24 protein-coding genes and 1 tRNA gene are annotated in these 23,969 nt (G+C 67.2%); 17 read left to right on the top strand and 8 right to left on the bottom strand.

The genetic code is table 11. From position 1 onward, the window contains the following. Window positions 1-56: 56 nt before the first annotated feature. Window positions 57-719 (top strand): L,D-transpeptidase family protein, encoded by a 663-nt coding sequence (locus tag G6N47_RS05820; protein WP_083131837.1) that lies wholly within the window; start codon window positions 57-59, stop codon window positions 717-719. Between the two features lie 67 nt (window positions 720-786). Here the strand turns inward: G6N47_RS05820 and G6N47_RS05815 are convergent, their stop codons facing one another. After that, window positions 787-1,269 (bottom strand): nuclear transport factor 2 family protein, encoded by a 483-nt coding sequence (locus G6N47_RS05815; protein ID WP_139799485.1) that lies wholly within the window; start codon window positions 1,267-1,269, stop codon window positions 787-789. Between the two features lie 95 nt (window positions 1,270-1,364). Here G6N47_RS05815 and G6N47_RS05810 point away from each other — a divergent pair, with 95 nt between their 5' ends. Continuing rightward, complete coding sequence (locus G6N47_RS05810; RefSeq protein WP_083131809.1) at window positions 1,365-1,940, top strand: Uma2 family endonuclease; 576 nt, start codon at window positions 1,365-1,367, stop codon at window positions 1,938-1,940. A 4-nt stretch (window positions 1,941-1,944) separates the two neighbouring features. On the opposite strand, the gene G6N47_RS05805 is transcribed toward G6N47_RS05810, so the two are convergent. Beyond that, window positions 1,945-2,526, bottom strand: a complete 582-nt coding sequence (locus tag G6N47_RS05805) for a TetR/AcrR family transcriptional regulator (protein WP_083131810.1) — start codon at window positions 2,524-2,526, stop codon at window positions 1,945-1,947. 39 nt (window positions 2,527-2,565) lie between these two features. Here G6N47_RS05805 and G6N47_RS05800 point away from each other — a divergent pair, with 39 nt between their 5' ends. The 5 genes from G6N47_RS05800 to G6N47_RS05780 all read left to right on the top strand — a co-directional run bounded on the left by G6N47_RS05800 (window position 2,566) and on the right by G6N47_RS05780 (window position 8,799). Continuing rightward, a complete protein-coding gene (locus G6N47_RS05800; RefSeq protein ID WP_083131838.1) occupies window positions 2,566-3,786 on the top strand; it encodes a hypothetical protein in 1,221 nt (406 codons plus the stop codon). A gap of 203 nt (window positions 3,787-3,989) precedes the next feature. Then, window positions 3,990-5,870 (top strand): Hsp70 family protein, encoded by a 1,881-nt coding sequence (locus tag G6N47_RS05795; RefSeq protein ID WP_083131811.1) that lies wholly within the window; start codon window positions 3,990-3,992, stop codon window positions 5,868-5,870. 158 nt (window positions 5,871-6,028) lie between these two features. Further along, a complete protein-coding gene (locus G6N47_RS05790) occupies window positions 6,029-7,441 on the top strand; it encodes a DUF7159 family protein (protein ID WP_163659560.1) in 1,413 nt (470 codons plus the stop codon). An 11-nt stretch (window positions 7,442-7,452) separates the two neighbouring features. Further along, window positions 7,453-7,821: a hypothetical protein gene (locus tag G6N47_RS05785; RefSeq protein ID WP_083134786.1), complete on the top strand. Its 369-nt coding sequence runs from the start codon at window positions 7,453-7,455 to the stop codon at window positions 7,819-7,821. A gap of 129 nt (window positions 7,822-7,950) precedes the next feature. Further along, complete coding sequence (locus G6N47_RS05780; protein ID WP_179966366.1) at window positions 7,951-8,799, top strand: glycoside hydrolase family 16 protein; 849 nt, start codon at window positions 7,951-7,953, stop codon at window positions 8,797-8,799. Here the strand turns inward: G6N47_RS05780 and G6N47_RS05775 are convergent. Then, window positions 8,796-10,367 carry a long-chain-fatty-acid--CoA ligase gene (locus G6N47_RS05775; RefSeq protein ID WP_083134784.1) on the bottom strand — a complete coding sequence of 524 codons (1,572 nt, stop codon included), beginning with the start codon at window positions 10,365-10,367 and terminating at the stop codon, window positions 8,796-8,798. The two genes, G6N47_RS05780 and G6N47_RS05775, sit on opposite strands and share 4 nt — an antisense overlap. 152 nt (window positions 10,368-10,519) lie before the next feature. On the opposite strand from G6N47_RS05775, the gene G6N47_RS05770 reads away from it, so the two are divergent. Next, window positions 10,520-11,167, top strand: a complete 648-nt coding sequence (locus G6N47_RS05770) for a hypothetical protein (RefSeq protein ID WP_083134783.1) — start codon at window positions 10,520-10,522, stop codon at window positions 11,165-11,167. 525 nt (window positions 11,168-11,692) lie between these two features. Beyond that, window positions 11,693-12,262: a hypothetical protein gene (locus G6N47_RS29280; RefSeq protein ID WP_083134789.1), complete on the top strand. Its 570-nt coding sequence runs from the start codon at window positions 11,693-11,695 to the stop codon at window positions 12,260-12,262. 7 nt (window positions 12,263-12,269) lie between these two features. Here the strand turns inward: G6N47_RS29280 and G6N47_RS05760 are convergent, their stop codons facing one another. After that, window positions 12,270-12,764 (bottom strand): pyridoxamine 5'-phosphate oxidase family protein, encoded by a 495-nt coding sequence (locus G6N47_RS05760; protein WP_083134781.1) that lies wholly within the window; start codon window positions 12,762-12,764, stop codon window positions 12,270-12,272. 48 nt (window positions 12,765-12,812) lie between these two features. On the opposite strand from G6N47_RS05760, the gene G6N47_RS05755 reads away from it, so the two are divergent. Then, window positions 12,813-13,193, top strand: coding sequence for a VOC family protein (locus G6N47_RS05755; RefSeq protein ID WP_232080133.1), 381 nt, complete (start codon window positions 12,813-12,815; stop codon window positions 13,191-13,193). Window positions 13,194-13,238: 45 nt separating this feature from the next. Here the strand turns inward: G6N47_RS05755 and G6N47_RS05750 are convergent, their stop codons facing one another. From G6N47_RS05750 to G6N47_RS05735, 4 genes are all read right to left on the bottom strand, one after another. Then, window positions 13,239-14,093 carry a L,D-transpeptidase gene (locus G6N47_RS05750; RefSeq protein ID WP_083134779.1) on the bottom strand — a complete coding sequence of 285 codons (855 nt, stop codon included), beginning with the start codon at window positions 14,091-14,093 and terminating at the stop codon, window positions 13,239-13,241. A gap of 179 nt (window positions 14,094-14,272) precedes the next feature. Next, the gene (locus tag G6N47_RS05745; protein ID WP_083134778.1) at window positions 14,273-15,574 is read right to left on the bottom strand and encodes a type II toxin-antitoxin system HipA family toxin; all 1,302 of its coding nucleotides are present in this window, start codon (window positions 15,572-15,574) and stop codon (window positions 14,273-14,275) included. After that, entirely contained in the window at window positions 15,564-15,815 is a 252-nt protein-coding gene (locus tag G6N47_RS05740) for a helix-turn-helix domain-containing protein (protein WP_083134777.1), read from the bottom strand. The genes G6N47_RS05745 and G6N47_RS05740 overlap by 11 nt, the downstream gene beginning before the upstream one ends. Window positions 15,816-15,911: 96 nt before the next feature. Beyond that, window positions 15,912-15,985 (bottom strand) — tRNA-Gly (locus tag G6N47_RS05735). 76 nt (window positions 15,986-16,061) lie between these two features. Between G6N47_RS05735 and dcd the strand changes: the two genes are divergently transcribed. The 7 genes from dcd to G6N47_RS05700 all read left to right on the top strand — a co-directional run bounded on the left by dcd (window position 16,062) and on the right by G6N47_RS05700 (window position 23,962). Further along, a complete protein-coding gene (gene dcd, locus G6N47_RS05730) occupies window positions 16,062-16,634 on the top strand; it encodes a dCTP deaminase (protein WP_045384910.1) in 573 nt (190 codons plus the stop codon). 171 nt (window positions 16,635-16,805) lie between these two features. Further along, window positions 16,806-18,209 carry a DUF7159 family protein gene (locus tag G6N47_RS05725; RefSeq protein ID WP_372517547.1) on the top strand — a complete coding sequence of 468 codons (1,404 nt, stop codon included), beginning with the start codon at window positions 16,806-16,808 and terminating at the stop codon, window positions 18,207-18,209. Window positions 18,210-18,322: 113 nt separating this feature from the next. Then, complete coding sequence (locus tag G6N47_RS05720) at window positions 18,323-19,783, top strand: DUF7159 family protein (protein ID WP_428839067.1); 1,461 nt, start codon at window positions 18,323-18,325, stop codon at window positions 19,781-19,783. 65 nt (window positions 19,784-19,848) lie between these two features. Continuing rightward, window positions 19,849-21,345: a DUF7159 family protein gene (locus G6N47_RS05715; RefSeq protein WP_170294987.1), complete on the top strand. Its 1,497-nt coding sequence runs from the start codon at window positions 19,849-19,851 to the stop codon at window positions 21,343-21,345. A 155-nt stretch (window positions 21,346-21,500) separates the two neighbouring features. Then, complete coding sequence (locus G6N47_RS05710) at window positions 21,501-22,826, top strand: UDP-glucose dehydrogenase family protein (protein WP_083133885.1); 1,326 nt, start codon at window positions 21,501-21,503, stop codon at window positions 22,824-22,826. A gap of 4 nt (window positions 22,827-22,830) precedes the next feature. Further along, the gene (locus G6N47_RS05705; protein WP_083133884.1) at window positions 22,831-23,586 is read left to right on the top strand and encodes a maleylpyruvate isomerase family mycothiol-dependent enzyme; all 756 of its coding nucleotides are present in this window, start codon (window positions 22,831-22,833) and stop codon (window positions 23,584-23,586) included. A 22-nt stretch (window positions 23,587-23,608) separates the two neighbouring features. Beyond that, on the top strand, window positions 23,609-23,962 hold the full coding sequence (locus tag G6N47_RS05700) for a nuclear transport factor 2-like protein (protein ID WP_083133883.1): 354 nt from the start codon (window positions 23,609-23,611) through the stop codon (window positions 23,960-23,962). Window positions 23,963-23,969 lie beyond the last annotated feature (7 nt).

Raw genomic sequence — 23,969 nt, 5'->3', positions numbered from 1 at the left:
GATCGAGGCTAAACCTTTACTTGACGCTGCGATTGTTCGGCCTTGACGATGAAACGATGCGCCGACTGCTGGGCTCGCTGTGCGCTGCGCTGTGCGCGACCTGTGTGATGGTGGCCGGCGCGCCCCCGGGCGCCGCGGTCGGTGCGCCGTGGTTCGCGCCGTCCGTCGGCAATGCCAGCCAGGTGGTTTCCGTTGTGGGAGTTGGCGGTTCGAACGCCAAGATGGACGTCTACCAGCGCACTGCCGCGGGCTGGCAGCCGATCGGAGCCGGGATTCCAACCCACATCGGCTCGGCGGGGTTGGCGCCCAAGGCCAAAAGCGGCTACCCGGCCACACCCATGGGTGTCTATTCGCTGGATTCCGCGTTCGGCACCGCGCCGAATCCCGGTGGGGGACTACCGTACACGCAGGTCGGGCCCAACCATTGGTGGAACGGCGACGATCACAGCCCGACGTTCAACACCATGCAGGTCTGCCAGAAGGCGCAGTGCCCGTTCGACACGAACGCCAGCGAGAATCTCGAAATCCCGCAGTACAAGCACGCGGTGGTGATGGGCGTCAACAAGGCCCGCGTCCCGGGCGACGGCGCCGCGTTTTTCTTCCACACCACCGACGGCGGACCGACCGCGGGCTGCGTGGCGATCGACGACGACACGCTGGTGCAGATCATCCGCTGGCTGCGACCCGGTGCACTGATCGCCATCGCGAAGGGTGCTTAGCCCCCGATTGTGAAGCCTACGACGGGTTTTCGGCGTGTCGCGTCGCCTGGTTCACACTCGCGGCGCTTTACGCCAGCGCGCGACCGGGTTTCACCTTGAAGTCCAGGCCCGCCAACGACATTGTCGCCTCGTAGGTACGGTCGTATCCCGTCGCGGCGATCCGCCAGCCGTCGGCGGTGCGCCGATAACGGTCGCGGTAGAACGCCGCGCCGATCAGCATGAAGTCGAACTCGGCGACGATGACGCGGTCCTGCAGATACCAGACGCCCGACGCCTCGTCGCCGCTCACGGTGATCTCCGGATGGGTGACCCGGTGCTCGGTGATGACGTTCGGGCCCAACGCCGAACGCATGTAGTCGACCAGGTCCTTGCGGTTGGTGAAGTGCAACTCTTCACCGACCGACGACCCGTAGTCGCCCTGCACGTCCTCGGTGAGGGTGTCGGCGAAGTCGTCCCAGTGCTTGGTATCCAGGGCGCGCAGATAGCGGTACTTGACCTGTTTGATCGCTGCAATGTCGTCGTGGGGGCTCATCACGACATTGGAGCACAGCGGCGAGATGTCGGTGGCGTCCGCCGGACTCCGACTTAATCGCCGCTACGGCGTAATCTGCAACTATTCGAGCTCCGATCGGGAGGGGGTATGCGGTGTCTGAGCTGGCAGATGATCTGCCACGTGGTTTGCTGAGCCTCGAGCAGTGGGATGCACTGGAGGTCGCCCACACGCGGCGGTGGGAGCTCAGTGAGGGGACCCTCATCATGTCGCCGCGCCCGGCGCTTATGCATCAGCGCATTTCGAAAAGGCTGACCCGCCTTCTCGATGATCACCTACCGGATGGGGTGCAAGTACTTCCCGAGATCGAGGTGACGACGAGCGCATCGTTCCCGCCGAGCGTGCGTGACCCTGACATCGTGGTAATTCGAGATCGCGCGTTCGAGGGGCGTACCGTCCGGGTCGCAGCAGCCGACGTGGTGCTCGTCGTCGAGATCGTCTCGCCGGGCTCGCGCGGAATGGATCACGTGATGAAGCTGCACGAGTACGCGAAGGCGGGCATCGAGCACTACTGGATCGTCGACCTCGAGGCGCCGTCTGGCGAACGGTTCCTCACGTACCGCGTCGACGGCGATGTGTATCGACCGGTCGCGGCGCTCGACGGAGACCGCGTCCATGTGCACGAGCCGGCGGAAATGGAATTCACGCTCGACGCGTTGACCGGCCGTTGAGGAGTCAGCGCTGCAGGTAGTGGCACACCATGTCGATCAGCGCGCGACGCTCCCGCTGCCAGTCGACCGGCACGCCCACGATCATCTGCGCCAGCACCACACCACGCAGCGCGGCCCAAATCACTTCGGCCACACCGTCATTGGCGGGATCGTCGGTGACCAGCTTGCCGAGCTGGGCGATGGCGTCGTTCATCTCAACCAGATGCCGCCGGGAACTCCAGCGGGTGGCCCGCAGGATCTCGAACGCGGCCATCGAGGTGGGGCTGGCATAGCAGCTCCAGGCGGTGTCGACGACAACCTCGATGCGCTCCCGCAGCGGCAGGTCGGCCACCTCCGCCGACGACAGCGACTCGATCAGTTTGGCCACGCCGTCGTCGACGACGGCCATCAGCAGGCCGTTGCGGTCGCCGAAGTGGTACTGGATGACGCCCCACGTCACGCCGCCGCGCTCGGCGACGTGCTTGGCGGTGGCTGCCTGAAAGCCCTCCTCGACGATGCAGCGCACCGTTTCGTCGATGATCTTCGCGCGGGTGTCGTCGCCGCGTTTGCGGGGTGCGGCGGTGCGTCTGGTAGGGGCTATGGACATTGTTGACTTTATAACATAGTGCCGACTATTTTTGTGCTGGTGAGCAGATCCCGCTATGCGCGGCTGTCCCGCGAGCAGCTTGCCGCCTTGGTCCCCGAGCTGCTTCTCATCGGGCACATGATCGACCGCTCCGGAATGGCATGGTGCATCCAGGAATTCGGCCGCGAGGAGATGCTGCAGATCGCCATCGAGGAGTGGGCCGGCGCCAGCCCGATCTACACCAAACGTATGCAGCGGGCGCTGAACTACGAGGGCGACGACGTGCCCACCATTTTCAAGGGCCTGCAACTCGACATCGGCGCGCCGCCGCAGTTCATGGACTTCCGCTACACCGTTCACGACCGCTGGCACGGCGAATTCCGTCTCGACCACTGCGGCGCACTGCTCGACGTGGAGCCCATGGGCGACGACTACGTCTTCGGCATGTGCCACACCATCGAGGACCCGACGTTCGACGCGACCGCGGTGGCCACCAATCCGCGCGCTCAGATGCGTCCGATCCACAGGCCGCCGCGGGTGCCGTCGGATCGGCATCCGCACTGCGCGTGGACGGTGATCATCGACGAGTCGTACCCGCCCGCGCAGGGGATTCCGGCTCTTCGGGTTGTGGGCCAAACACGGGCTGCAACATGGGAACTCGACGCCATCGACCGGTCCGAGGAGGGCCAGGCCGACTACTCGGGTCCCCTGGTCTCGGACCTCGACTTCGGCGCCTTCTCGCATTCGGCACTGGTGCGCATGGCTGACGAAGTCTGCCTGCAGATGCACCTGCTGTATCTGTCGTTCGCCGTCGCGGTGCGGGCGCGGGCCAGCTCCGACGTGGCCACCTCCGTGGGCACTCGCCAGTTGATCGGCGTGGCGGGGTTGGGTGCGGAGCGCATTCACCGGGCACTGTCGCTGCCCGGCGGCGTCGAGGGTGTCTTGCGGGTATTGGAACTGCATCCGCTGCTCAATCCCGTTGGCTATGTCGAGGCAGAGGTGACGGACCGGGTTGTGGTTCACCGCTCACCTGCGCACGACGACGGCGCCTGGATCTCGTTGTGCTCGCCGGAATCCGTGCAGCCACTGCAGGCCGTCGCCACGGCGGTAGACGCGCACGTCGAAGTACGGGCCAGCGGGACGAGCACCGACTGGACAGCCGAATTCGCCGAGTCCACCGCTGCGGCAAAGGAATTGCCCGAGGTCTCGATAGCCAAGGTCAGCGCCGGGTCGACGTTCCGATTCCAGCCACGACGGTCGCTGCCGCTCACCGTCGTCTGAGTTCATTCTGCGACCACCATGGTCGCTACTCGAACTTTGCTGTGGTGACGGCAGAGTCAACGCGCCGTCGGCTTTCATATCGCTTAGGTGACACAACCGCATCGACCGGATACCAACCGCGATGCGGCTAGCCTCGATGGGCCCCGATCGCGGCTATGGTGAACGCTGGCCGCCGACCGCTAACGACGCAAGGTAATCGCTTTATGTACGACCCGTTGGGGTTATCGATCGGGACCACAAACCTAGTCGCGGTGCGTAACGGGACTCCACCCGTGACGCGCCGCTCAACGTTGACCCTATTTCCTGACCGCGCACCGCAACTCGGCGTACCCATGCACAGCCCCGATGCCGAGATCGGCGCGGTGGTCAGCGACTTTGTTGAGCGGATTGGTCACTCGGACGCGGTGGTATCTGTCGCCGGGTCGACGCACGACCCGGCGCTCTTGCTGGTCGAGGCGCTGGACGCGATGATCTCGGCGGCCGGAGCCGACGCCTCGACATCGGAGATCGCGATCGCCGTTCCCGCACACTGGGAACCGCAAGCCGTGCAGGCGCTGCGCGACGCGTTGCGCACGCACCCCGGCTTTGTCCGAAGCGGTATAGCTCCCCGCCTCGTTTCCGACGCCGTCACCGCCTTGACCGCGTTGAATTCTGGTGCACGCCTGCCCGCGCGCGGTGTGGTCGGCCTGCTTGATTTCGGCGGCGGCGGCACCAACATCACCTTGGCCGACGCCGGCTCCGGCTTTGCGCCCATCGGTGAAACGTTGCGCTACTCAGAGTTTTCCGGCACGCACGTTGATGATGCACTGCTGGTTCACGTCCTGGATGCCATGGGCCACACAGGTCAGGCCGATCCCGAGAACACCGCGGCGGTGGGCCAACTCGACCAGCTGCGAGACGAGTGCCGCAAAGCCAAAGAGCGGTTGTCCACCGAGACGGTGACCGCGGTGGACGCCCAACTCCCCGGACGTCGCGCCACTATTCAGGTGAGCAGAGCCCAGCTGGAGACGCTGATCGAGAATCGACTCAACGGTGTGTTCTTCGCATTCGACGAGGCGCTGTCCCGCAACAAGGTCGACCGCGCGGATCTGGCTGCAGTTGCGATGGCCGGCGGTGGAGCCAGTATTCCGCTTGTGGCCCAACGTCTTTCATCGCACGCCAAATTGTCGGTGGTGACTGCGGTGAAGCCCGCGCTGGCCATGGCGGTTGGCGCGGAGATGCTTGCTTCACGCGGGCCGGCCGAGGAACTCGAGGACCAGGCCGAGCCGGCGACCGCGATGGCCGCAGCGGCGAGCGCGGCGACCGGCAGCTTTGCCGCGAACACCGGCACATTCGATGCACCGACCGGCGGATTCGGCACCGGTTCCTTTGGAATTCCCATCGACGGAGCGTTTTTCGACGAGGCGCCGTCGTCGACACTTCCGAAGGCGGAACTGGCCTGGTCGGAGGCCGACGACTCCGGCGACGAACCGCTGTTTTACACCGGCGACCCGTACGACGACGGGAGCGCCCCACCCTCTCAGTACTTGCCAAGGTTCCGGGCCGACGACGAGCGGCCGCGGCGACGAGGTCGCCTGCCGCAGTTGCTGCTTGGGCTGGGCGCGCTGGTCGCTATGTTCGCGATCGGCGGAGTGGCGTACTCCTTGACCAGCACCACCGGCCACCAGGCGCCGCCCGCGCCGACCAGCCGCACCGCCGTGCCTCCGCCACCGCCGAGCTCTCAGCCGCCGTCGCCGAGTCCCGTGCCGCCCCCGCCGCCCAGCGCGGCACCGACGCCCAGCGTCGCACCTCCGCCGCCCAGCACCGAGGCGCCGCCGCCTCCTCCGCCGCCGGTGACCACGACGTACCGGCCGCCGCCGAGCACCACCACGCCGCAGCCCACGACGACCACCACAACCACCACGACGACGACCACCACCACGACTACGCCGCCCCCGTCGTCGACCACAACGACCACCACGACCACCGTGCCGATGACCACGGAATACCTGACCATCCCGCTGGTTCCGGTCCCGATACCGGTTCAGGTCCCGCAGAACCAGGCCCCGGCTCCGCAGAATCCGTTCTTGAACCCCGGCGGATAACCCCGAGTAGGGTGGAATTGCCCGGTTCGGCGGAGCTGACGCCGTCCAGCTAGCCGCGAGGTAACGCCGCGCACGGCAGCGGCGAACGAAGTAATGGGCGGCCCGCGCGGTGTACTCCTCCGCCCAGACCGTGGTCAGCAAAGGATTTTGGAGGAGTAGTGGACATCGTTCTTGGTGTGTCGATGGCACCAACGGCGGTCCGCATGGTGCTCGTCGAAGGCGAAGACGCCGACGGTGTCGTCGTCGAGCAAGAATGCTTCGAGGTCGGCGGCTCAGGGCCGTCCAGTGGACCCGAGCAGGTGATAGCTGCCATCCTCGGCACCCGGGAAGGCGCCGCCGAAGGCGGCTACCGGTTGATGTCGACAGGGGTGACCTGGACCGATCCCAGCGAAGTCGGCGTGTTGCGCGACGCGCTGTCCACCCGTGACCTGCGAAACGTCATGCTGGTGTCCCCGCTGCTCGCCGCGGCTGCGCTGGCTCAGACGGTCGGCCACGCGCTGGGCTACGAGTACACCGCATTGCTGTTCGTCGAGGCGGAAAGCGTCACGCTGGCTGTGGTGGACACGTCCGACGGTTCGATCGTCAACCTGCACCGCCAGGAGGTGACGTGCGCGCCGTATACCGGGCAGGCGGCCGCCGATCTGGCCACGATGGTCGAGCGCCTGGACGGCCTGGAGGCACGCCCGGACGGGCTGTTCATCGTCGGCTGCGGCGTCGATATCTTCCCGATCAAGCATCACTTGGAAGTGGCGGCACCGATCCCGGTCAGCGTGGCCGAGGAGCCCGACATGGCGCTGGCTCACGGCGCGGCGCTGGCGTCGGCCAACGCCCCGTTGTTCGCATCGTCGACCGCCGCGCTGGCCTACGCGCTGGACCCGGGAACCGGCGAAGTGAACCGGGACGTGCTGGCGCCGGCCTACCTCGACGTGTCCGCCGACGCCGTCGTCGGCACCGGCGCCCTCGCCTACAGCGCTGTGCCGGACGACGTCGACGTGGACAGCCGGCCGCACCGGCCGCTGCTGGTGATCGGTAGCGGAGTAGCCGCGCTTCTGGTGATCGGCGTTGTGGCGCTGGTAGTTTCGCTGGCCGCCGATGTCCGCCCGACGGTCGGGCAGCAGCCGCCCAGTGCGAACGGAAACGTCGCCGTGCCCACAAAGCAGGCGCCGCCGTCCCCGCCGCCTGCCGCGGCCGCGCCATCCCCGCCGGCCGCCCCGCCGCCACCGGCGCCGCCGCCTCCGTCGGCCGCGCCGCAGCCGCCACCCCCGCCCGCGCCGGCCCCCGAAACCATCACCGAACCGGCGCCGGTGGTGCGTCAGGCGCCGCAGCGGGTGGCGAACCCGGCTCCGGTGCGTCAGGCACCGCCACGGCAGGCGCCTGCTTACGTGCCGCCGCCTGCACCGCAAGAAGCGCCACCGCCGGCTGCGCCGCCGCCACCGCCCCCGGCTGCGCCACCACCGGCTCCACCCGCGCCGCAGATGCCGCCGATGACGATGTATCTGCACCTGCCGTTCGTCACGGTGCCGATCCCGATCAACCCACCACCGCCGCCGGCGCCGCCGCCGGGGCCCTAGGAGCGACTGCCATGGGTGAGAACGGTCCGTTCGGATTCGATCCGGAAGACTTCGAACGAGTGCTTCGCGAAGCGACAGAGGGGCTACGCGATGCGTTTGGCAGATTGCTGACGAACGAGCGGGCCGGATGGGCCGGGTTCATCGACGAGTTCACGCGACGGGCGCGACCCCGACCGGAAACCGCCGGGGAGGCGGGCGACGGCGTGTGGGCGATCTACACCGTCGACGCCAACGGCGGCGCGCGCGTCGAAGAGGTCTATGCGACCGAACTGGATGCGTTGCGCGCGAATAAGAACAACACCGACCCCGCTCGCCGGGTTCGGTTCCTGCCGTACGGCATCGCCGTTAGCGTCTTGGACGATTCCGACCAGACGTCGTAACCGCACTTCGATGACATCAGCCGCGGCGCGCGGCGGATTCGGATGCGCAGCCCGGCCGTCGCATGGTTTCATAGCACCGTTTGAGAGTTGTTCCCGCGGGTATGTACTCGATCGATGGGTGGTGCAGGGATGAATCGTCGCAACGTGATGTTGATGCTCGGGATCGGCGCCGTGGCAGCCGCAACGCCTCTCCCGAAGGCGCAGGCCTACCCGTCACGACCCGCGCCTGCCGCGCCCGCACCCGGTGCCACCACTGGCGGCTTTATTTTCCGTGACGAGTTCGACGGCCCGGCCGGTTCCGCCCCCGGTGGGAACTGGGCGGTGTCGAACTACCGGACCCCGATCAAGAACCCGGTGGGCTTCGATCGACCCGAATTCTGGTACCAGTACCGGGATAGTCGGCAAAACGTGTTCCTCGACGGCAAATCCAACCTGGTCCTACGCGCCACACATGACGGCGACACCTATTTCGGCGGTCTCGTCAGCGGCAATTGGCGGGGAGGGATCGGGACGACGTGGGAGGCCCGGATTAAGCTCAACTGCCTCACCGCCGGCTGCTGGCCCGCCTTCTGGTTGTCCAACGACTTTCCCGGCCGCGAAGGCGAAGTCGACCTCGTCGAGTGGTATGGCAACGGGACGTGGCCTGCCGGAACCACCGTCCACGCGGATCCGTTCGGCACCGCTTTCGAGACCCAGCCGATCGGGGTGGACGGCAACTGGCACAACTGGCGGGTCACCTGGAATCAGACCGGGTTTTACTTCTGGGAAGACTACGTCGACGGGGCGGAGCCATACTTCAGCGTTCCGGCCACCGGCATCGAAGATCTCAACGACCCCATCCGCAAGTGGCCGTTCAACGACCCCGACTACACGATGTTTCCCGTGTTCAATCTCGCGGTTGGTGGTTCGGGCGGCGGCGACCCAGCGGGCGGAAGCTACCCCGCGGAGATGCTCATCGACTGGATACGCGTCTTCTAAACGGTTGCCCGCTCGCGGCCCCGCCAATATTGCTGGCGCAGATCCTTTTTCAGGATCTTGCCAGTTGGGTTGCGAGGCAGCTCGTCCCTGATGTCGATGCTCTTGGGGCACTTGTAGTGCGCCAGCCGCTCGCGCGCCCAGTCGATTAGTTCGGCTTCCGTCGCCTCGCCTTCCAGCGTGACGACGGCCTTCACGGACTCGCCCCAACGTTCGTCGGGCACACCGAACACCGCGACCTCCATCACCGCGGGATGCTCGGCGAGCACGCGCTCGACCTCGATCGAGTAGATGTTCTCGCCGCCGGAAATGATCATGTCCTTGAGCCGGTCTTCGACATAGATGTAGCCGTCGTCGTCGACCCGGCCGATGTCGCCGGTGCGGAACCAGCCGTCTTCGGTGACCGCTTCGGCCGTCGCGTCCGGCCTGTTTAAGTAGCCCCTCATCAATTGTGGTGTGCGGAACCACAATTCGCCGGGCTGGCCGGTGGGCACGTCGACCGGGGTGTCCGGGTTGACGACTCGCACCTCGGCGTTCGGGATCAGGGTGCCGGCGCTGACCAGCCGCTCGGGATGGCTGTCGTCGCGGTGCGCGCCGGGCATGAGGTGGCTGATCACGCCGCAGACCTCGGTCAGCCCGTACACCTGGATGAAGTCGGTGTTGGGCCACGCCGTTAGCGCCGCGCGCAGCAGCGGCAGCGGCATCGGCGACGCGCCGTAGCAATACGTCTTGAGTTGACCGAACAGCTTGATGGCGTCCTCGCCGGATTCCAGCACCTTGGCCAGCACCGCCGGCACCAGGAAAGTTCGGTTGGCGCCCTGCAGGATTGCGCCGGCCAATGACATGCCGTCGACGTCGCGGGTCATCACGCTCGGCACGCCGTCGTAGATTCCGAACTGGACGTACGAAGAGCCGCCTACGTGGAACAGCGGCATCGACACCATGTTCTTGTCGCCCTCGTCGAAGTCCCACCCCTCGTGCGCGTTGATGGTGTGCGCCAAGACATTTGCCTGGGTGAGCGCGACTCCCTTTGGGCGGCCGGTGGTTCCGGACGAGTACATCACCATGCACACGTCGTCGGGCTCGACGTCGGCGCTGCGCTGGACGGGTGAGGCGTTGGCGAGCAGCGCCTCGTATTCGTCGCCGTCACCGCCGTTGGGCGTGACCTCGATGATGTGCTCGACGTTGGCGAGCTTGTCGCGGATCTTGTCGACCGTCGGTTTCAGCTCGCTGCCGACGATCAGCACCGTGGCACCGCAGTCGTTGATGACGTAGTCGAGCTCGTCGCCGGCGAGCCGGAAGTTGATGATCGCGTTGGCCGCGCCGAGCGATGCCGCGGCCATTGTCAGCTCGACGCACGCTGGGTGGTTCTTGTCGAGGAACGCCACGACGTCGCCGCGCTCGATGCCCATCTCGGTCAGGGCGCCCGCAAGACGCCGGACCCGGTCGTTCCATTGCCGCCAGGTCCAGGTGCGGTCGAGGTAGGTGAACGCCTCGTCGTCGGGCTTGGTGGCGGCCCAGTGGGTCAGCCGGTCGTCGAGGTAGCGGGGCTGCGGCAGCTGCTCGTTCATGCCTCCGAGCGTGCCACCCACGTTCCGGTCGAGAAACCCCGCCGCCGGAATCCCGCGCTGACCTGCGCGGACGGCCGAGATACGGCCGGCGTCACTGCGCGGCCGTTACCCAATTGTGACTATTCCTCCATTTGCTCGTATTCTGTTCGACCATGGGGAGGCACCGGTTAGCCAAGAAGCGACGAAAGTCATCGGCAGTCATGGCTGCGGCCGTCGGCCCGGCGGCCGTCTTCTTTGCCGTCGCCGGCAGTGCGCGCCCGCTCGGCGCTGGCGGCGAGGCCGAGTCGGTGGCCGACGCGCCGTGCTGCTTGCAGATCGTGGCGGCAACACGTGACGGGTCGGCACAGTCGGGGGCGCCAGTTCCCGCCGAGTCGATGCCGGCATCGCGAATGCGGGTGGTTCACGAGCGTCCGCCGGAGGTGCTGCCACCTGGAAAGGCGCCCGAGCGCGGGCTGCAGGTCAAGACGATCTTGGTGGAGCGCACCATCAGCGCGATATTCCCCGAGATTCAAACCATCGGCGGCGTCCGACCGGATGCGCTGCGGTGGCATCCCAACGGATTGGCGCTCGACGTGATGATTCCCAACCCCGGCAGTGACGAGGGCATCGCACTGGGGAACCAGATCGTCGCCTTCGTGCTCCAAAACGCCGATCGCTTCGGGATCCAAGACGCAATCTGGCGCGGCACCTACTACACGCCTTCCGGGCCGCAAGGATCCGGGTACGGCCACTACGACCACGTCCACATCACCACCACCGGTGGCGGATACCCCACCGGCAACGAGGTTTACATTCGCTGAGCTCGTCACCCGGTGAACGTATCCGGCAAATCGCCGAACACGCTGCCGTGGGCGTCTTACCGTAACTGACCATGAAGCCAATTTTGCTGACGGCCGCGGCCGCAGCGGTACTGACGGCTGGTGGCGTTGCCGTCGTGGCAGGCACACCGGCGACCGCACACGCTGATCCCGCACCGCCGCCCTGCGGAAGTCCCGAAGTGCCATGCGCGGGGCCTAGCCCTTTGACGCCGGAACAACAGTGCGCCCTGATCGCCTGGAGAACTTGGATGCCATGCAATTGGGCTCCTGGGATCAACATGCAAGTTCCGGCAGGCACGCCCGGCAGTTTGTAGCGCGACACTCTCTCCCGACCGACACTGCCGACCGAAGGTCACCTTTTGGAAACGGCACGGTGCGCCGCGTTTCGTGTGCGGTAGCGACTGCTAACAATTGGACGGTCGTCTAACCGCGACGTCGGTATAGCTATGCGGTTCTGCTGCATTACTTGGCTGCGGAACTCTCAGAGCGCGAATGAAGGAGTCGGTGATGATGAGCTTTGATCGATTGAGCATCAAAGTCATTGCCAGCGCTGGGTTGTGGGGGGCCGCCATAGCGTTGAGTCCGGGTGCGGCAGCCGTGCCGCTGATAACGGGCGGTGGCTACGCGTGCATGCAGGGAACGGCGGGCGATGTCGCGGCCGGTGGCGCAGCAGCCGCGGCAGGAGCCGCTGGAGCCGGAGCCGCGGGTTCGTGCGGCCCGGCGAGCGCCCCCCTCACGGATATGGCCGGAGTGCCGCTGGCGCTGCCCGGGCCGGTCGGTGCCCCGGTGGGCGCGCCGGTTCCGGTGGGTGCTCCGGTTCCGGTGGGTGCTCCGGTTCCGGTGGGTGCTCCGGTCCCTGCTGGTGCTCCGGTTCCGGCGGGTGCGCCGGTGCCGGTGGCTCCGGTTGTGCCGGCTGGTGCTCCGCTGATTGCGCTCGGGGGTGCGCCGGTGGGTGCACCGCTCGTCGATATGTCGGGCACCTATGCAGGCAAGGGTGACCCGACTGGTCCGGCGCCGGCAGGCGGGCCAGTTCCCGGCCAACCGGTTGCGCCCGGTCCGTCGGCCCCGGCCAGCTAGTCTTTCGTCAGGTTTGGTTGCGTTCGGCCAGCTCCTGCAGGAATTTCGGCATTCGACCGGCGCCGAAGTCGTAGTAGCGCAACCAGTTTGGCGTGATCGCGATTCGCGCCATCTGGTCATACATTTCGCGGACGTTCCGCTCGAATTCGGCCACTGCTTGGGCATCCATGGATTTCCTGGCGGCGGCAAGGTATTCCTCGACCACGCCGTCGACGATCTCGACGCTCGCCCGCCCGCGTACCGAAAGGGATCGCGCTTGGTCGGGCGTGTCTCCGGCGTCGATCGCCAGCGCGACGGACGGGCGAACTGACAGCGCCGCCACCTTCGGAGAAGTTGGGGCCGTGGCGATGACGAATTGCCTACCAGTCCAAAAGAATCCGACCGGAATCACCCGCGGCGTCCCGTCCTTGCCGGTGTAGGCGAGGTGGGCGGCCGAGGTTGACGCGAGCAACTCCTGCGCGCCGGGCGTGGACAGTTCGTCGTCGATCTGCTGCCGGTCCATCGTGTTCTCCTGTGCGTTGTCCGTAGAGGCCCGTGCGAGACTAACTCCATGGCTGCCGCGTCCGTTCCTCCACCTGGGTACCACTCGGTTACGCCGCGGATGGTGGTTAACGACCTCAACGGTGCAGTCGCCTTCCTGCGTACGGTATTCGGGGCGACGGGCAACGTCGAAGCGAATCGGCCGGCAGAGGTGTGCATTGGGGACTCGCTGGTCCTGGTATCGGAAGCTGTTCAGCGAGAGCTATTTCCAGCGTTCCTATACGTGTACGTCGATGACGCCGACGCGACATACAAGGTGGCGTTAGATGCCGGTGCGGTGACCGTCGAGCCGCCTCTGGACACCCCATACGGTGATCGCCGGGCAATGGTGCGGGACCAGACCGGCAACGTCTATCAGATCGCCAGCAGGCAAATCGGTCCAACCGCATAGCACTCGCGCCCAGCCCGGTACACGCGAAAAGACTTGCAGTGCAGGCTATCTCGGTGCAGAGCTTGCCGGGGCCAGCCGTTGTGGCCGCTCTATTCCTGATTCCTGCACAATAACCGGGTCGCCGATGTTGACGGTGTTGAAGTACCACTCCGCGTCCGCGGGGCTCAGGCTGATACACCCGTGGCTGACATTCTCCAGGCCCAACGATTGCACGGCCCACGGAGCGGAATGCACGAATAGGCCACGCTTGGTGATCCGCACCGCGTAATCCACCGGGATCCGGTAACCGTCGGGATTGGTGACAGGGATGCCGACGCTGCTCGAATCCATAATCACCGAGCGTTCCTTGGACAAGACGGTGTATGTGCCGACCGGCGTTGAGTACTCGGGCCTACCCATCGAAGCGAGCAGGACCCCTTCTTCTCCCCAGTGCGGTCGGTGGTGGGGCGCGGGTCGTGGCGGCGGTGGTCCGGTCCCGACTCCGTCGATGGTGACTGTGAAGGTGTGCTCCGCGATATCGGCAATACCGACGACGGCAGGGCCCGTCTTGAATTCCGTGGCCAGCCCGCCCACCGACAGCGCCACCGTGCTGTGCGCCGGCCAGAAGCGGTCGGGTACCCACTGCACCGCCTCGTTGTCGAGCCATTCGAAATGGCCGCTCATCGCGGGCACCGACCTGACTTGAATGGCCCGCTCGGCAGCGGGCCGATCGGCAACCGGTGCGCTGAACGTCACCACTACTGGGTGTGCTACGCCCACAGTTGCGCCGCGCGTTGGTAAAACCGACACGACCGCGAACCGATACGACTGGCTCGCCGCCAGGCCGACGTCGGCCGGCCCGGCAACCACCGTCGCAGCGGTCCCGATCAGCGCAAGAACGCACCGGAGAGCCGCCCGCATGGCCCCATTCCTTTTCATTTGACAAAGTTGTAATAGATGGTAGGGCTGGCCTGATAGGTGGAAGCGCAAGGGCGCGTTAGCAATTCGGTCAAGGCTTCGTCACGTTTCGGCTACGGCGAGCAAAGCCGGCAGGTTGTTTCGGTGGCAGAAAGACGAGGCTGCGTTCCGACGCGCCATTTTTATTGGTCGGCATCGTCCACGGTGGAGCCGGAATCCGCGGATTTCAGCGCTGCACTCGGCCATGAGCGCCGGGTCCACAATTGATCGAGGTTCGGCCTGACAGACTCTGCTCCCGGTGGAAGCGGGACACGCTCGACCGAGCTGTATACCCGCTCCATGCAGGACCGTACTGCCGCACGTGCACGCGGCACCCCCATGCCCCACGATGCCGCTTCGGCAGTGAGGTCATCGACATTGATGTCGTCGATATTCGTCTTGCCGTTGATTACGTGCCCTGTGCCCTTGAATGCGGGATCCAGGTACAGCACCGGAGCGGCATCGTAGATCGGGGCCAACGACACGCTCCCATCGCGACCGATCAGCAGCGAATAGTTTTTGGAGTGAGCATCACCGTTGCCGATCACGACGTTGAATGTCACGGCCTGCAGCAACTCCACACGAAACCCGTCGGGGTCCCGGGCCCTCGGGGCGGCCGCGCGTGCGACGCGTCGCAGCCTCGACCCCAACCGTGTTGCCTCGCTGGTGCTTTCGTACTTGGCCTGAGGATCGAGACCTAGCGCTTGACAGAAATCCTCCTGATGCAGGCGGTGGCCTTCGGGGCTTCGGTCATAGCGGACAACGACAATGGCCTCGCGCTCGTCGAACCGTTCTAAACGCGACTCCGCAGCACGCAAGCCTGCCCGGCGCGCCGCTCGCAGCGCCCAGTCTTCCGTCTGAATCAGATGCCTCACGGCGCCGCCGGGTGGTTCGGGCTTGATGATGTGTGTCGACGCCGCGCCGCCTTCCGGCCACCCCCATGCGCCGTCGGGAAGGGCGGCCAACAGCACCTTGTCATGAACTCCGGCCAGCGATGCCTGTGGTGTGGCGCCCTCGGGCAGGTGGTAAGTCGGCAGGTCCGCGATAAGTCTGTCGAGTTCTTGCTTGGTCAACCGGCGGACTTGGCCGGCGCCGGGCTTTGCTCCGTCGGCGAGAAACTGGACGGCGCCGGCACATTCCGCACCTATCTGTCGCAACAGGGCCATGGTGTCATCGACTGGCACGCCGGCCTCGGAGGCGATGTGACGGCGCAGGTTGCCTTCTGGCAGAAGACCTTCGATGAACGCCGACACCGGCAACGCGGTGTTCCTGTCTTGGATGGGCTGTCGTGAGACAGGCAATGCCAAAGACAGCACTCGACTTCCCTCGCCGAAGGTGTCGAGCGCCTCCTCGGTGAAGTCCAAGCGCAGACGGAATCGGCGTGGCTCACTCAGTCTGGCGACATGCACGTCGTACAGCCAAACGTCAATCGCCTTACTTGCCATCGATTACCGCCACTCGGGAAAACTTCGGCACCAGCGCGAGCGCGATGCCGCACTCCGATAGGGCGCGCATCGCGATGTCGACGCTGACTGATTCCCCTCGCTCGAGGCGGGAGATCGTCATGCGGGTGACTCCGATGCGGTCAGCGAGCTCATCTTGGCGAAAGCCTCTGGCCCGGCGCGCGCGCCGCACATGTTCGCCGAGTTCGGCGGTGTCGTAGACAAGCGGCACAGAATGATGCATATATCGATCATACGGCCGGCTCCCGCTCGGTGATCGATATTTTGAGCATCGGTATACCGGGAAGCGACGGTTCGAACGATATTCCGCCGGTCAACGTGGAGCCGATGACGGGAATCGAACCCGCGTTCTCAGCTTGGGAAGCTGATGTTCTGCCATTGAACTACATCGGCGCGATTGATCGGAAAGGCTAGCATCCAGCCCGGCGTCGCTCATCCACACCGGGAATGCCGGGGATACGCTCGTCGCGTGCTGCTCTCCGATCGCGACCTGCGAGCTGAAATCGCCGCCGGCCGGCTGGGCATCGACCCATTCGACGACACCCTGGTTCAGCCGTCCAGCGTGGACGTCCGCCTCGACAGCATGTTCCGGGTGTTCAACAACACCCGCTACACCCACATCGATCCGTCGCAGCAGCAGGACGAGCTGACCAGCCTGGTGCAGCCGGTCGACGGCGAACCGTTCGTCCTGCACCCCGGCGAGTTCGTGCTGGGGTCCACGCTGGAGCTCTGCACTCTGCCCGACGACCTCGCCGGCCGGCTGGAGGGCAAGTCGTCGTTGGGTCGGCTGGGCCTGCTGACCCACTCGACCGCGGGTTTTATCGATCCGGGTTTCAGCGGGCACATCACGCTGGAGCTCTCCAACGTCGCCAACCTGCCCATCACGCTCTGGCCGGGAATGAAGATCGGTCAGCTTTGCATCCTGCGGCTTACCAGCCCCGCCGAGCATCCCTACGGCAGCGCCCGGGCCGGGTCGAAATACCAAGGTCAGCGGGGTCCCACACCGTCCCGCTCGTACCAGAACTTCATCAAATCCAGCTAAGGCCGCCGCACAGCTGGGAGGTTGCTGCGGGGTCCCTTTGGGTGAGCGCCCGGCCGGACTTTCGGCGTTAGTGTCGAACTACCACGATCTGCGGGGGGCGTCGCAGCTGTGCGGAACCTCGCGGAGTCGGCGCGGTAGCCACCGTCGGCTGGCGAATGACTTGGAGGAGTGGTGGACACCGTACTCGGTGTATCGATGGCACCCTCGGCGGTCCGCATGGTGTTGGTCGAAGGGGAAAACGGGGACGGCGCCACGGTAGACGAGGAGAACTTCGCCGTCGGGGTTGCTGACGAGTCAGTCCCCGCCAGTGCCCCTGAGCAGGTGATTTCGGCGATCCTGGGCACTCGGGAGGGCGCCGCCGAGGCGGGCTACCAGCTGCGATCGACCGGTGTCACCTGGACCGACCAGCTGGCGGCCGCCGCGTTATGGGATGCGTTGGCTTCTCGCAAGGTCGAAAACGTCATGCTGGTCTCGGCGTTCTTGGCCGCGGCGGCGCTGGCCCAGTCGGTGGGCAATGAGACCGGTTACGAGCACACCGCCCTGTTGTTCGTGGAGCCCGACACGGCGACCCTGGCCGTGGTCCACACCGGTGACGGCTCGATCGCTGACGTGCACCGCGAGGCCTTGCCCGACGATGACGACGAGGCCGTGGCCAAGGTGGTCGAACTGGCTTCCGGTGCCGAGCGACTGGAAAGCGGGCCCGAAGGCGTGTTGGTCGTCGGTTCCGGCGTCGACATTCCGTTGATCAAACCGGTGCTGGAGGCGGCGACATCCCTTCCGCTGAGCGCTCCCGAGGAGCCGGATACCGCGCTGGCTCGCGGCGCTGCATTGGCATCGGCGAACGCTCCACTATTCGCGTCGTCCACCTCGGCGCTGGCCTACGCCCAAGATCCCGGCACCGGTGCAGTGAACCCCTATCTGCTGCTGCCGGCCTATGTGGCCGCCGGCGACATCCCCGAGGACGGGTTGGCCTACAGCGCGGTCGCGGATGAGCAATCCGGCGCTTTCACCTCGCTCGGCCACGACGACGGGGCCATCGACTCGGGAATGCTCGACTTCGGTGCCGCACCGGTCGAGCCGGCCGGTCGGCGGCCGTTCCTGGTGGCCATGAGCGTCTTGGCGGTCTTCGTGGTCGGCGTTGTGACGCTGGTGATTTCGCTGGCGGCCAGTATCCACCCATCGGTGAATCAGCGGCCCAGCGTCGGCCAAAACGCCGTCGCCCCAACGAAACAGGCGCCCCCGCCGCCGGTGCCCAAGGCACAGGTGCCGGCACCGCCGGCGCCCACCGCACCGCCTGCGCCCCCGGCCGCTGCGGCAGTTCCGGCCCCGCCACCTCCTGTCGCCCGAGCTCCCGCTCCGGTACATGCGCCGGCGCCGGTCCCGGCCGCGGCGCCGCCGCCTCCTCCCGCGCTGCCACCGGTCGTCATACCTCCGCTCATTCCGCCGATCCTGGCGCCGCCGATATTCGGACCCCCGATCGGGCCGCGCGGCGGCGGTCACGGTGGCGGCGGATGGGGCCACGGTGGCGGCTTTGGCCACGGGGGCGGTTTCGGTGGTGGCCACGGTCACCGGTGAGCGTCAGACGCTACGGACCGGTGGGCAGGTAGGCTCGAAGTATCAACATCAGCAGCGGCCTCTGCCGCGCTGCCCGGGCCACGAGGCGCTAGCAAACTACTTAGGAGGAAGTAGTGGACACCGTACTGGGTGTGTCGATGGCACCCTCGACGGTCCGCATGGTGCTGGTGGAAGGCGAGAACGCCGACGGCGTCACCATTGACCAGGACAACTTCGAGATCAGCCCCAACGGCACGCCGGCAAACACCGTTGCTGCCGACCGGGTGATCTCCGCCATTCTGGGAACCCGCGAGGGTGCCGCCGAGGGCGGCTACCACCTCGCCTCGACCGGTGTGACGTGGAGCGACCAGTTCGAGGCTGCCGCACTGCGCGACGCGCTGGCCGCCCGCAAGATCGAAAACGTCATGCTGGTGTCGGCGTTCTTGGCGGCGGCGGCGCTGGCCCAAGCCGTCGGCACCGCCACCAACTACGCCAACACCGCGCTGCTGTTCATCGAGCCGGATACCGCCACCCTGGCGGTGGTCGACTCCGCCGACGGGTCTGTCTCCGAGGTGCATCGCCAGCCACTTCCCGAGGACGACGACGAGGCCGTCGCCGCCATCACGAAGCTCGCCGCCAGCGCCGAGCGCTTGGAGTCACGGCCCGAGGGCTTGTTCGTCGTGGGTTCCGGAGTGGACATCCCGCTGATCAAACCGGCGCTGGAGGCAGCGACGACGCTTCCGCTGAGCGCTCCCGAGGAGCCGGACATGGCGCTGGCCCGGGGCGCTGCGCTGGCGTCGGCGCACGCGCCGCTGTTCTCGTCGTCGACTGCCGCACTCGCTTACGCCCAGGATCCGGGCACCGGCGCCGTGGATCCCTACGCCGTTTCTCCGGGCTACCTCGCCGCGGCTGACGTCGACTCCGGCGAGGAGGGCCTTGCCTACAGCGCCGTTCCCGACGAGGAAGCCGAGGCCTACACCGCCGAAGGCCCAGACGCCTACGTCGGCCTCACCGGCGAGCAGGAGATTCTGGACTCCGGCATGCTCGACTTTCGGGCGGCAGCGGCCGAGTCCAGTCGTAAGCCGTTTCTGACCGCGATGAGCGTGCTGACGATCTTCGTCGTCGGCGTTGTCGCACTGGTGATTTCGTTGGCGGTCAGCATCCGGCCCTCGGTCAACGAGCGGCCCAACCTCAGCCAGAACGCGGTCGCCCCGAGCAAGCAGGCGCCTGCGCCGCCGAAGGCGCCACCGCCGGCTGCGTTGCCCGCCCCGCCCAAGACCGCTGCGCCGGCGCCCGCGCCCCCGCCCGCTGCGGCGCCTGCCCCTGCGCCTGCGCCGGCTCCCGTGGCGGCGCCCGCTCCCGCGCCCGCACCGGCTCCCGCTCCTGCGCTGCCTCCGCCGCCGCCGCCGGTTTTGCCGCAGCTGGGCCAGATTCTCGCGCCGCCGCCACCCGGGCCGCCGGTCGAACCGTGGGGCGGTGATCATGGCGGCGGTGGCTGGGGCCATGGTCGCGGTGGTGGCCGTGGCCACGGCGGAGGCCCTCCGGGCATCAAGGTTCCGCTGGCTCCCGGGCTCAATCTGGGCATCGGGTTCTAAACGCCCGACCGCCGAAAACGGGTACTTCTGTGACCAACGCTTGGCGGCATGAATTTGGAGGGGCGATGGAGACCGTACTAGGTGTGTCGATGGCACCCTCGACGGTTCGCATGGTGCTGGTCGAAGGTGAAAACGGCGACGGTGTCACCGTCGAGCAGGACGACTTCGACGTCGACGGCGGGCCCGGACCGCGGAGCGCACCGCAGCAGGTGGTTTCGGCGATCCTGGGAACCCGCGAAGGCGCCGCCGAGGGCGGCTATGAGCTGTTGTCGACCGGAGTGACCTGGACCGACCAGGCCGAGGCCACCGCCCTGCGCGACGCGCTGGCCGCCCACAAGGTCGAAAACGTCATGTTGGTCTCGGCGTTTTTGGCCGCGGCGGCGCTGGCGCAATCGGTCGGCAGCTCGGTTGGCTACTCCCGCACCGGGCTGTTGTTCCTCGAACCGGACACCGCGACCATGGCGATCGTCGATTCCGCCGACGGGTCGATCAGCGACGTGCGCCGCGAGCCCCTGAGAAGCGGCGATACCGCCGGCGAATTGGCGGCTCTGGTCACCGACATGCAGACGCTGCCCATGCGGCCGGACGGGCTGTTCATGGTCGGCTCCGGCGTGGACATCACGCCGCTCAAATCCCAGCTGGAGGCGACGACGTCGCTACCGGTGAACGCGCCCGAGGAGCCCGAGACGGCGCTGGCCCGCGGGGCGGCGCTGGCGGCGGCGCATGCGCCGTTGTTCTCGTCGTCGACCGCCGCGCTGGCCTATGCGCAAGATCCCGGGACCGGCGCGATCGACCCGTACGAAGTGACCCCCGGATATCACCCCGCATTCGACGAGGCCGCCGCCGGCGAGGCGCTGGCCTACAGCGCTGTCGCGGACGACGAAGCCAACGCCCCCACCGCTTTCGGCAACCGGCCGGACCTGCAGACCGGCGTATTTCCCGATGCCGGTGAGGGTCGGCGCGGGCGCCGGCCCGCGGCGCTGGTGGCGAGTGCGGTGGCCGCCATCTTCGTGATCGGAGTGGTGGCGCTGGCGGTTGCGCTGTTGATGACGATGCGCCCGTCGGTCGGTGAGCGGCCGAATCCCGGGCAGCCGGTGGTGGTTCCGAGCAATCAGGCGCCGCCGCAGCAATCGCAGCCGGCCGCGCCTCCTGCGCCGTCCGCGCCGCCGCAGGCCCCCGCCGCGCCCTCCCCGGCGCCTGAGGCTCCAGCACCGGCGCCCGCAGCGCCCGCTCCCGCAGCGCCCGCCGCTCCCGCAGCGCCCGCCGCTCCCGCAGCCCCGGCTCCCGCTCCCGCGGCTCCGGCGCCCGAAGCCCCGGCCCCGGCCGCGCCGGCGCCCGCCCCGGCCGCACCCGTCCCGGTCCCGGTCCCAGTTCCCGTCGGGCCGGGGGTCGGAGGCGGCGGGATTCCCGGTATCCCGGGTGGCGGCGGCATTCCGGGCATCCCCGGTGGCCCAGGTCACGGCGGCGGTGGCGGCCACGGCGGCGGTCATGGCGGCGGCGGTCACGGCGGCGGTGGCGGCATCCCGGGACTCCCGGGAATTCCCGGCATCCCGGGCTTCTAACCCCGTCGGCTGTGCGGTTTCGTACACGCCGGCGCGGGCGTATGAAACCGCAGAATCGACGCGGCGACAGCCGGCAGCAAACTGTCACCTGGCGTTCGCCTGCCGCTTGGTAACCGGACACGGTTAGCTCGTCGCGGCCGCATACACACGGTGTTATGCGATGCACCGTCTTCGGCACGGGCTATCTGGGTGCTACCCACGCCGCCGGGATGGCCGAATTAGGGCACGACGTCGTCGGCGTCGACATCGATCCCGGCAAAATCGCCAAGCTGGCCGGCGGTGACATCCCGTTCTACGAACCCGGCCTGCGAAAGATGTTGAGCGACAACATCGCCGCGGGCCGGCTGCGGTTCACCACCGACTACGAGATGGCCGCCGAATTCGCCGACGTGCACTTCCTCGGCGTCGGCACGCCGCAAAAGAAGGGCGAATACGGCGCCGATCTGCGTCACGTGCACGCCGTCATCGACGAGCTGGTGCCACGACTGACCCGGGCGGCGGTGATCGTCGGGAAATCGACTGTGCCGGTGGGGACCGCGGCCGAATTGGGCCGACGCGCCCGCGCCATCGCACCGGCCGGCGTCGACGTCGAAGTGGCATGGAACCCCGAGTTTCTGCGGGAAGGATTCGCCGTCCACGACACCTTAGAGCCGGATCGCATTGTCCTTGGCGTACAAGAGGATTCGATTCGCGCCGAAGCAGCGGTTCGCGAACTGTACGGGCCGCTGCTGGACGCCGGCGTGCCGTTCCTGGTGACCGACTTGCAGACCGCCGAATTGGTCAAGGTATCCGCCAATGCCTTTCTGGCGACCAAGATCTCGTTCATCAACGCGGTCGCCGAGGTCTGCGAGGCCGCCGGCGCCGACGTCACGATGCTGGCCGACGCGCTCGGGCACGACCCGCGCATCGGGCGCCAATGCCTCAACGCCGGCTTGGGTTTCGGCGGCGGCTGCCTGCCCAAGGACATCCGCGCATTCATGGCCCGCGCCGGCGAGCTGGGCGCTAACCAGGCGCTGACATTCCTGCGCGAAGTCGACAACATCAACATGCGCCGGCGCACCCGAATGGTCGAACTGGCCACCACCGCCTGCGGCGGCTCGCTGCTCGGCGCCAACATCGCGGTGCTCGGTGCCGCGTTCAAACCCGAATCCGACGACGTGCGTGACTCGCCGGCGCTCAATGTCGCCGGGCAGCTCCAGCTCAACGGCGCCGCGGTCAACGTCTACGACCCCAAGGCCCTGGACAATGCACACCGCGTGTTTCCCACCCTCAACTACGCGGTGTCGGTCGCCGAAGCCTGCGAGCGCGCCGACGCCGTGCTGGTCCTCACCGAGTGGCGCGAATTCGTCGACCTCGACCCCGGCGAGCTTGCTGATCGGGTGCGCGCCAAAGTGATTGTCGACGGCCGCAACTGCCTGGACGTCGCCCGCTGGCAGCACGCGGGCTGGCGCGTATACAGCCTGGGGCGGCGCGTAGCCTAACCGCGTGGACTACGCGGCAGCATTGCTCGAGCAAAACCGCGCCTTCGGTGAGGTGATCCGCGGCGCCGACCCGTCGACACCGGTGCCGACCTGTCCCGAGTGGAGTTTGCAGCAGTTGTTCCGCCATGTCGGCCGCGGAGACCGGTGGGCGGCGCAGATCGTCCGCGACCGCGTCGACCACTTCCTCGATCCGCGCAGCGTCGAACAAGGCAAGCCGCCGCCGGATCCCGACGAGGCCATCTCCTGGCTGCACGGCGGCGCGCAGCTGCTGGTCGACACCGTCGAGCAGGCTGGCATGGAAACCCCCGTCTGGACATTCATCGGGCCGCGGCCCGCTTACTGGTGGGTTCGCCGCCGGCTACACGAGGCGAGCGTGCACCGCGCCGACGCCGCCCTCGCGCTGGGACTCGATTTCACACTCGACGCCGAGACCGCGGCCGACGGGATCAGCGAATGGCTGGAGCGGGTCGCGGCACAGGCCGGACGCGACGGCGCGGCGCTTCCGCTTACAGACGGGCAGAGCATGCACCTCCACGCCACCGATCCTGGTATCGGAGCCGCGGGCGAGTGGACCATCCGTGCCGACAACGGCACGATCAGCTGGTCACACGACCACGGCAAGGGCACAGTAGCGCTGCGCGGGCCCGCCACCGACCTGCTGCTGGCCGTCACCCGACGAGTTGCGGTCGCCGACACCGGCATCGCGGTGTTCGGCGACACCGCGGTATGGCAGAACTGGCTGGAGCGCACGCCGTTCTGAACGGCGCGGTACGTTGCAGGTCATGACGACATCGGAGATCGCCACCGTACTGGCATGGCACGACGCCCTCAACACGTCGGACATCGACACCTTGATCGCGCTGTCCAGCGAGGACATCGAAGTCGGCGACGCGCACGGAGCCGGGCAGGGCCACCAGGCGCTGCGCAAGTGGGCCACCGAGCGCGCCCAGACCGCGGAGCTGGGCAGGATGTTCGTGCACGACGGCGTCGTCGTCGTCGAACTCAAAGGCGCCAACGACACTGCGGCGGCGGCATTTCGGGTCGTTCACGATCACGTCACCTCGGTGTTCCGGCATGATGACCTGGAGTCGGCCTTGGCGGCAACCGAGCTCACCGAGGCCGACCTGGTCGACTGAGGAGTAG

Source organism: Mycobacterium branderi, from assembly GCF_010728725.1.
Classification (GTDB): Bacteria; Actinomycetota; Actinomycetes; order Mycobacteriales; family Mycobacteriaceae; genus Mycobacterium; species Mycobacterium branderi.
The sequence above is the reverse complement of the archived record's forward strand: the minus strand, read 5'-3'. Positions and strand labels throughout refer to the sequence as shown.

Coding starts and splice junctions, on each gene's coding strand:
- G6N47_RS29280 (WP_083134789.1), top strand. CDS start 11,693: ATGATGAGCTTTGATCGATTGAGCATCAAAGTCATTGCCAGCGCTGGG.
- G6N47_RS05760 (WP_083134781.1), bottom strand. CDS start 12,764: ATGGACCGGCAGCAGATCGACGACGAACTGTCCACGCCCGGCGCGCAG.
- G6N47_RS05795 (WP_083131811.1), top strand. CDS start 3,990: ATGTACGACCCGTTGGGGTTATCGATCGGGACCACAAACCTAGTCGCG.
- G6N47_RS05820 (WP_083131837.1), top strand. CDS start 57: ATGCGCCGACTGCTGGGCTCGCTGTGCGCTGCGCTGTGCGCGACCTGT.
- G6N47_RS05775 (WP_083134784.1), bottom strand. CDS start 10,367: ATGAACGAGCAGCTGCCGCAGCCCCGCTACCTCGACGACCGGCTGACC.
- G6N47_RS05700 (WP_083133883.1), top strand. CDS start 23,609: ATGACGACATCGGAGATCGCCACCGTACTGGCATGGCACGACGCCCTC.
- G6N47_RS05780 (WP_179966366.1), top strand. CDS start 7,951: ATGAATCGTCGCAACGTGATGTTGATGCTCGGGATCGGCGCCGTGGCA.
- G6N47_RS05750 (WP_083134779.1), bottom strand. CDS start 14,093: ATGCGGGCGGCTCTCCGGTGCGTTCTTGCGCTGATCGGGACCGCTGCG.
- G6N47_RS05785 (WP_083134786.1), top strand. CDS start 7,453: ATGGGTGAGAACGGTCCGTTCGGATTCGATCCGGAAGACTTCGAACGA.
- G6N47_RS05805 (WP_083131810.1), bottom strand. CDS start 2,526: ATGTCCATAGCCCCTACCAGACGCACCGCCGCACCCCGCAAACGCGGC.
- G6N47_RS05710 (WP_083133885.1), top strand. CDS start 21,501: ATGCGATGCACCGTCTTCGGCACGGGCTATCTGGGTGCTACCCACGCC.
- G6N47_RS05755 (WP_232080133.1), top strand. CDS start 12,813: ATGGCTGCCGCGTCCGTTCCTCCACCTGGGTACCACTCGGTTACGCCG.
- G6N47_RS05745 (WP_083134778.1), bottom strand. CDS start 15,574: ATGGCAAGTAAGGCGATTGACGTTTGGCTGTACGACGTGCATGTCGCC.
- G6N47_RS05715 (WP_170294987.1), top strand. CDS start 19,849: ATGGAGACCGTACTAGGTGTGTCGATGGCACCCTCGACGGTTCGCATG.
- G6N47_RS05740 (WP_083134777.1), bottom strand. CDS start 15,815: ATGCATCATTCTGTGCCGCTTGTCTACGACACCGCCGAACTCGGCGAA.
- G6N47_RS05770 (WP_083134783.1), top strand. CDS start 10,520: ATGGGGAGGCACCGGTTAGCCAAGAAGCGACGAAAGTCATCGGCAGTC.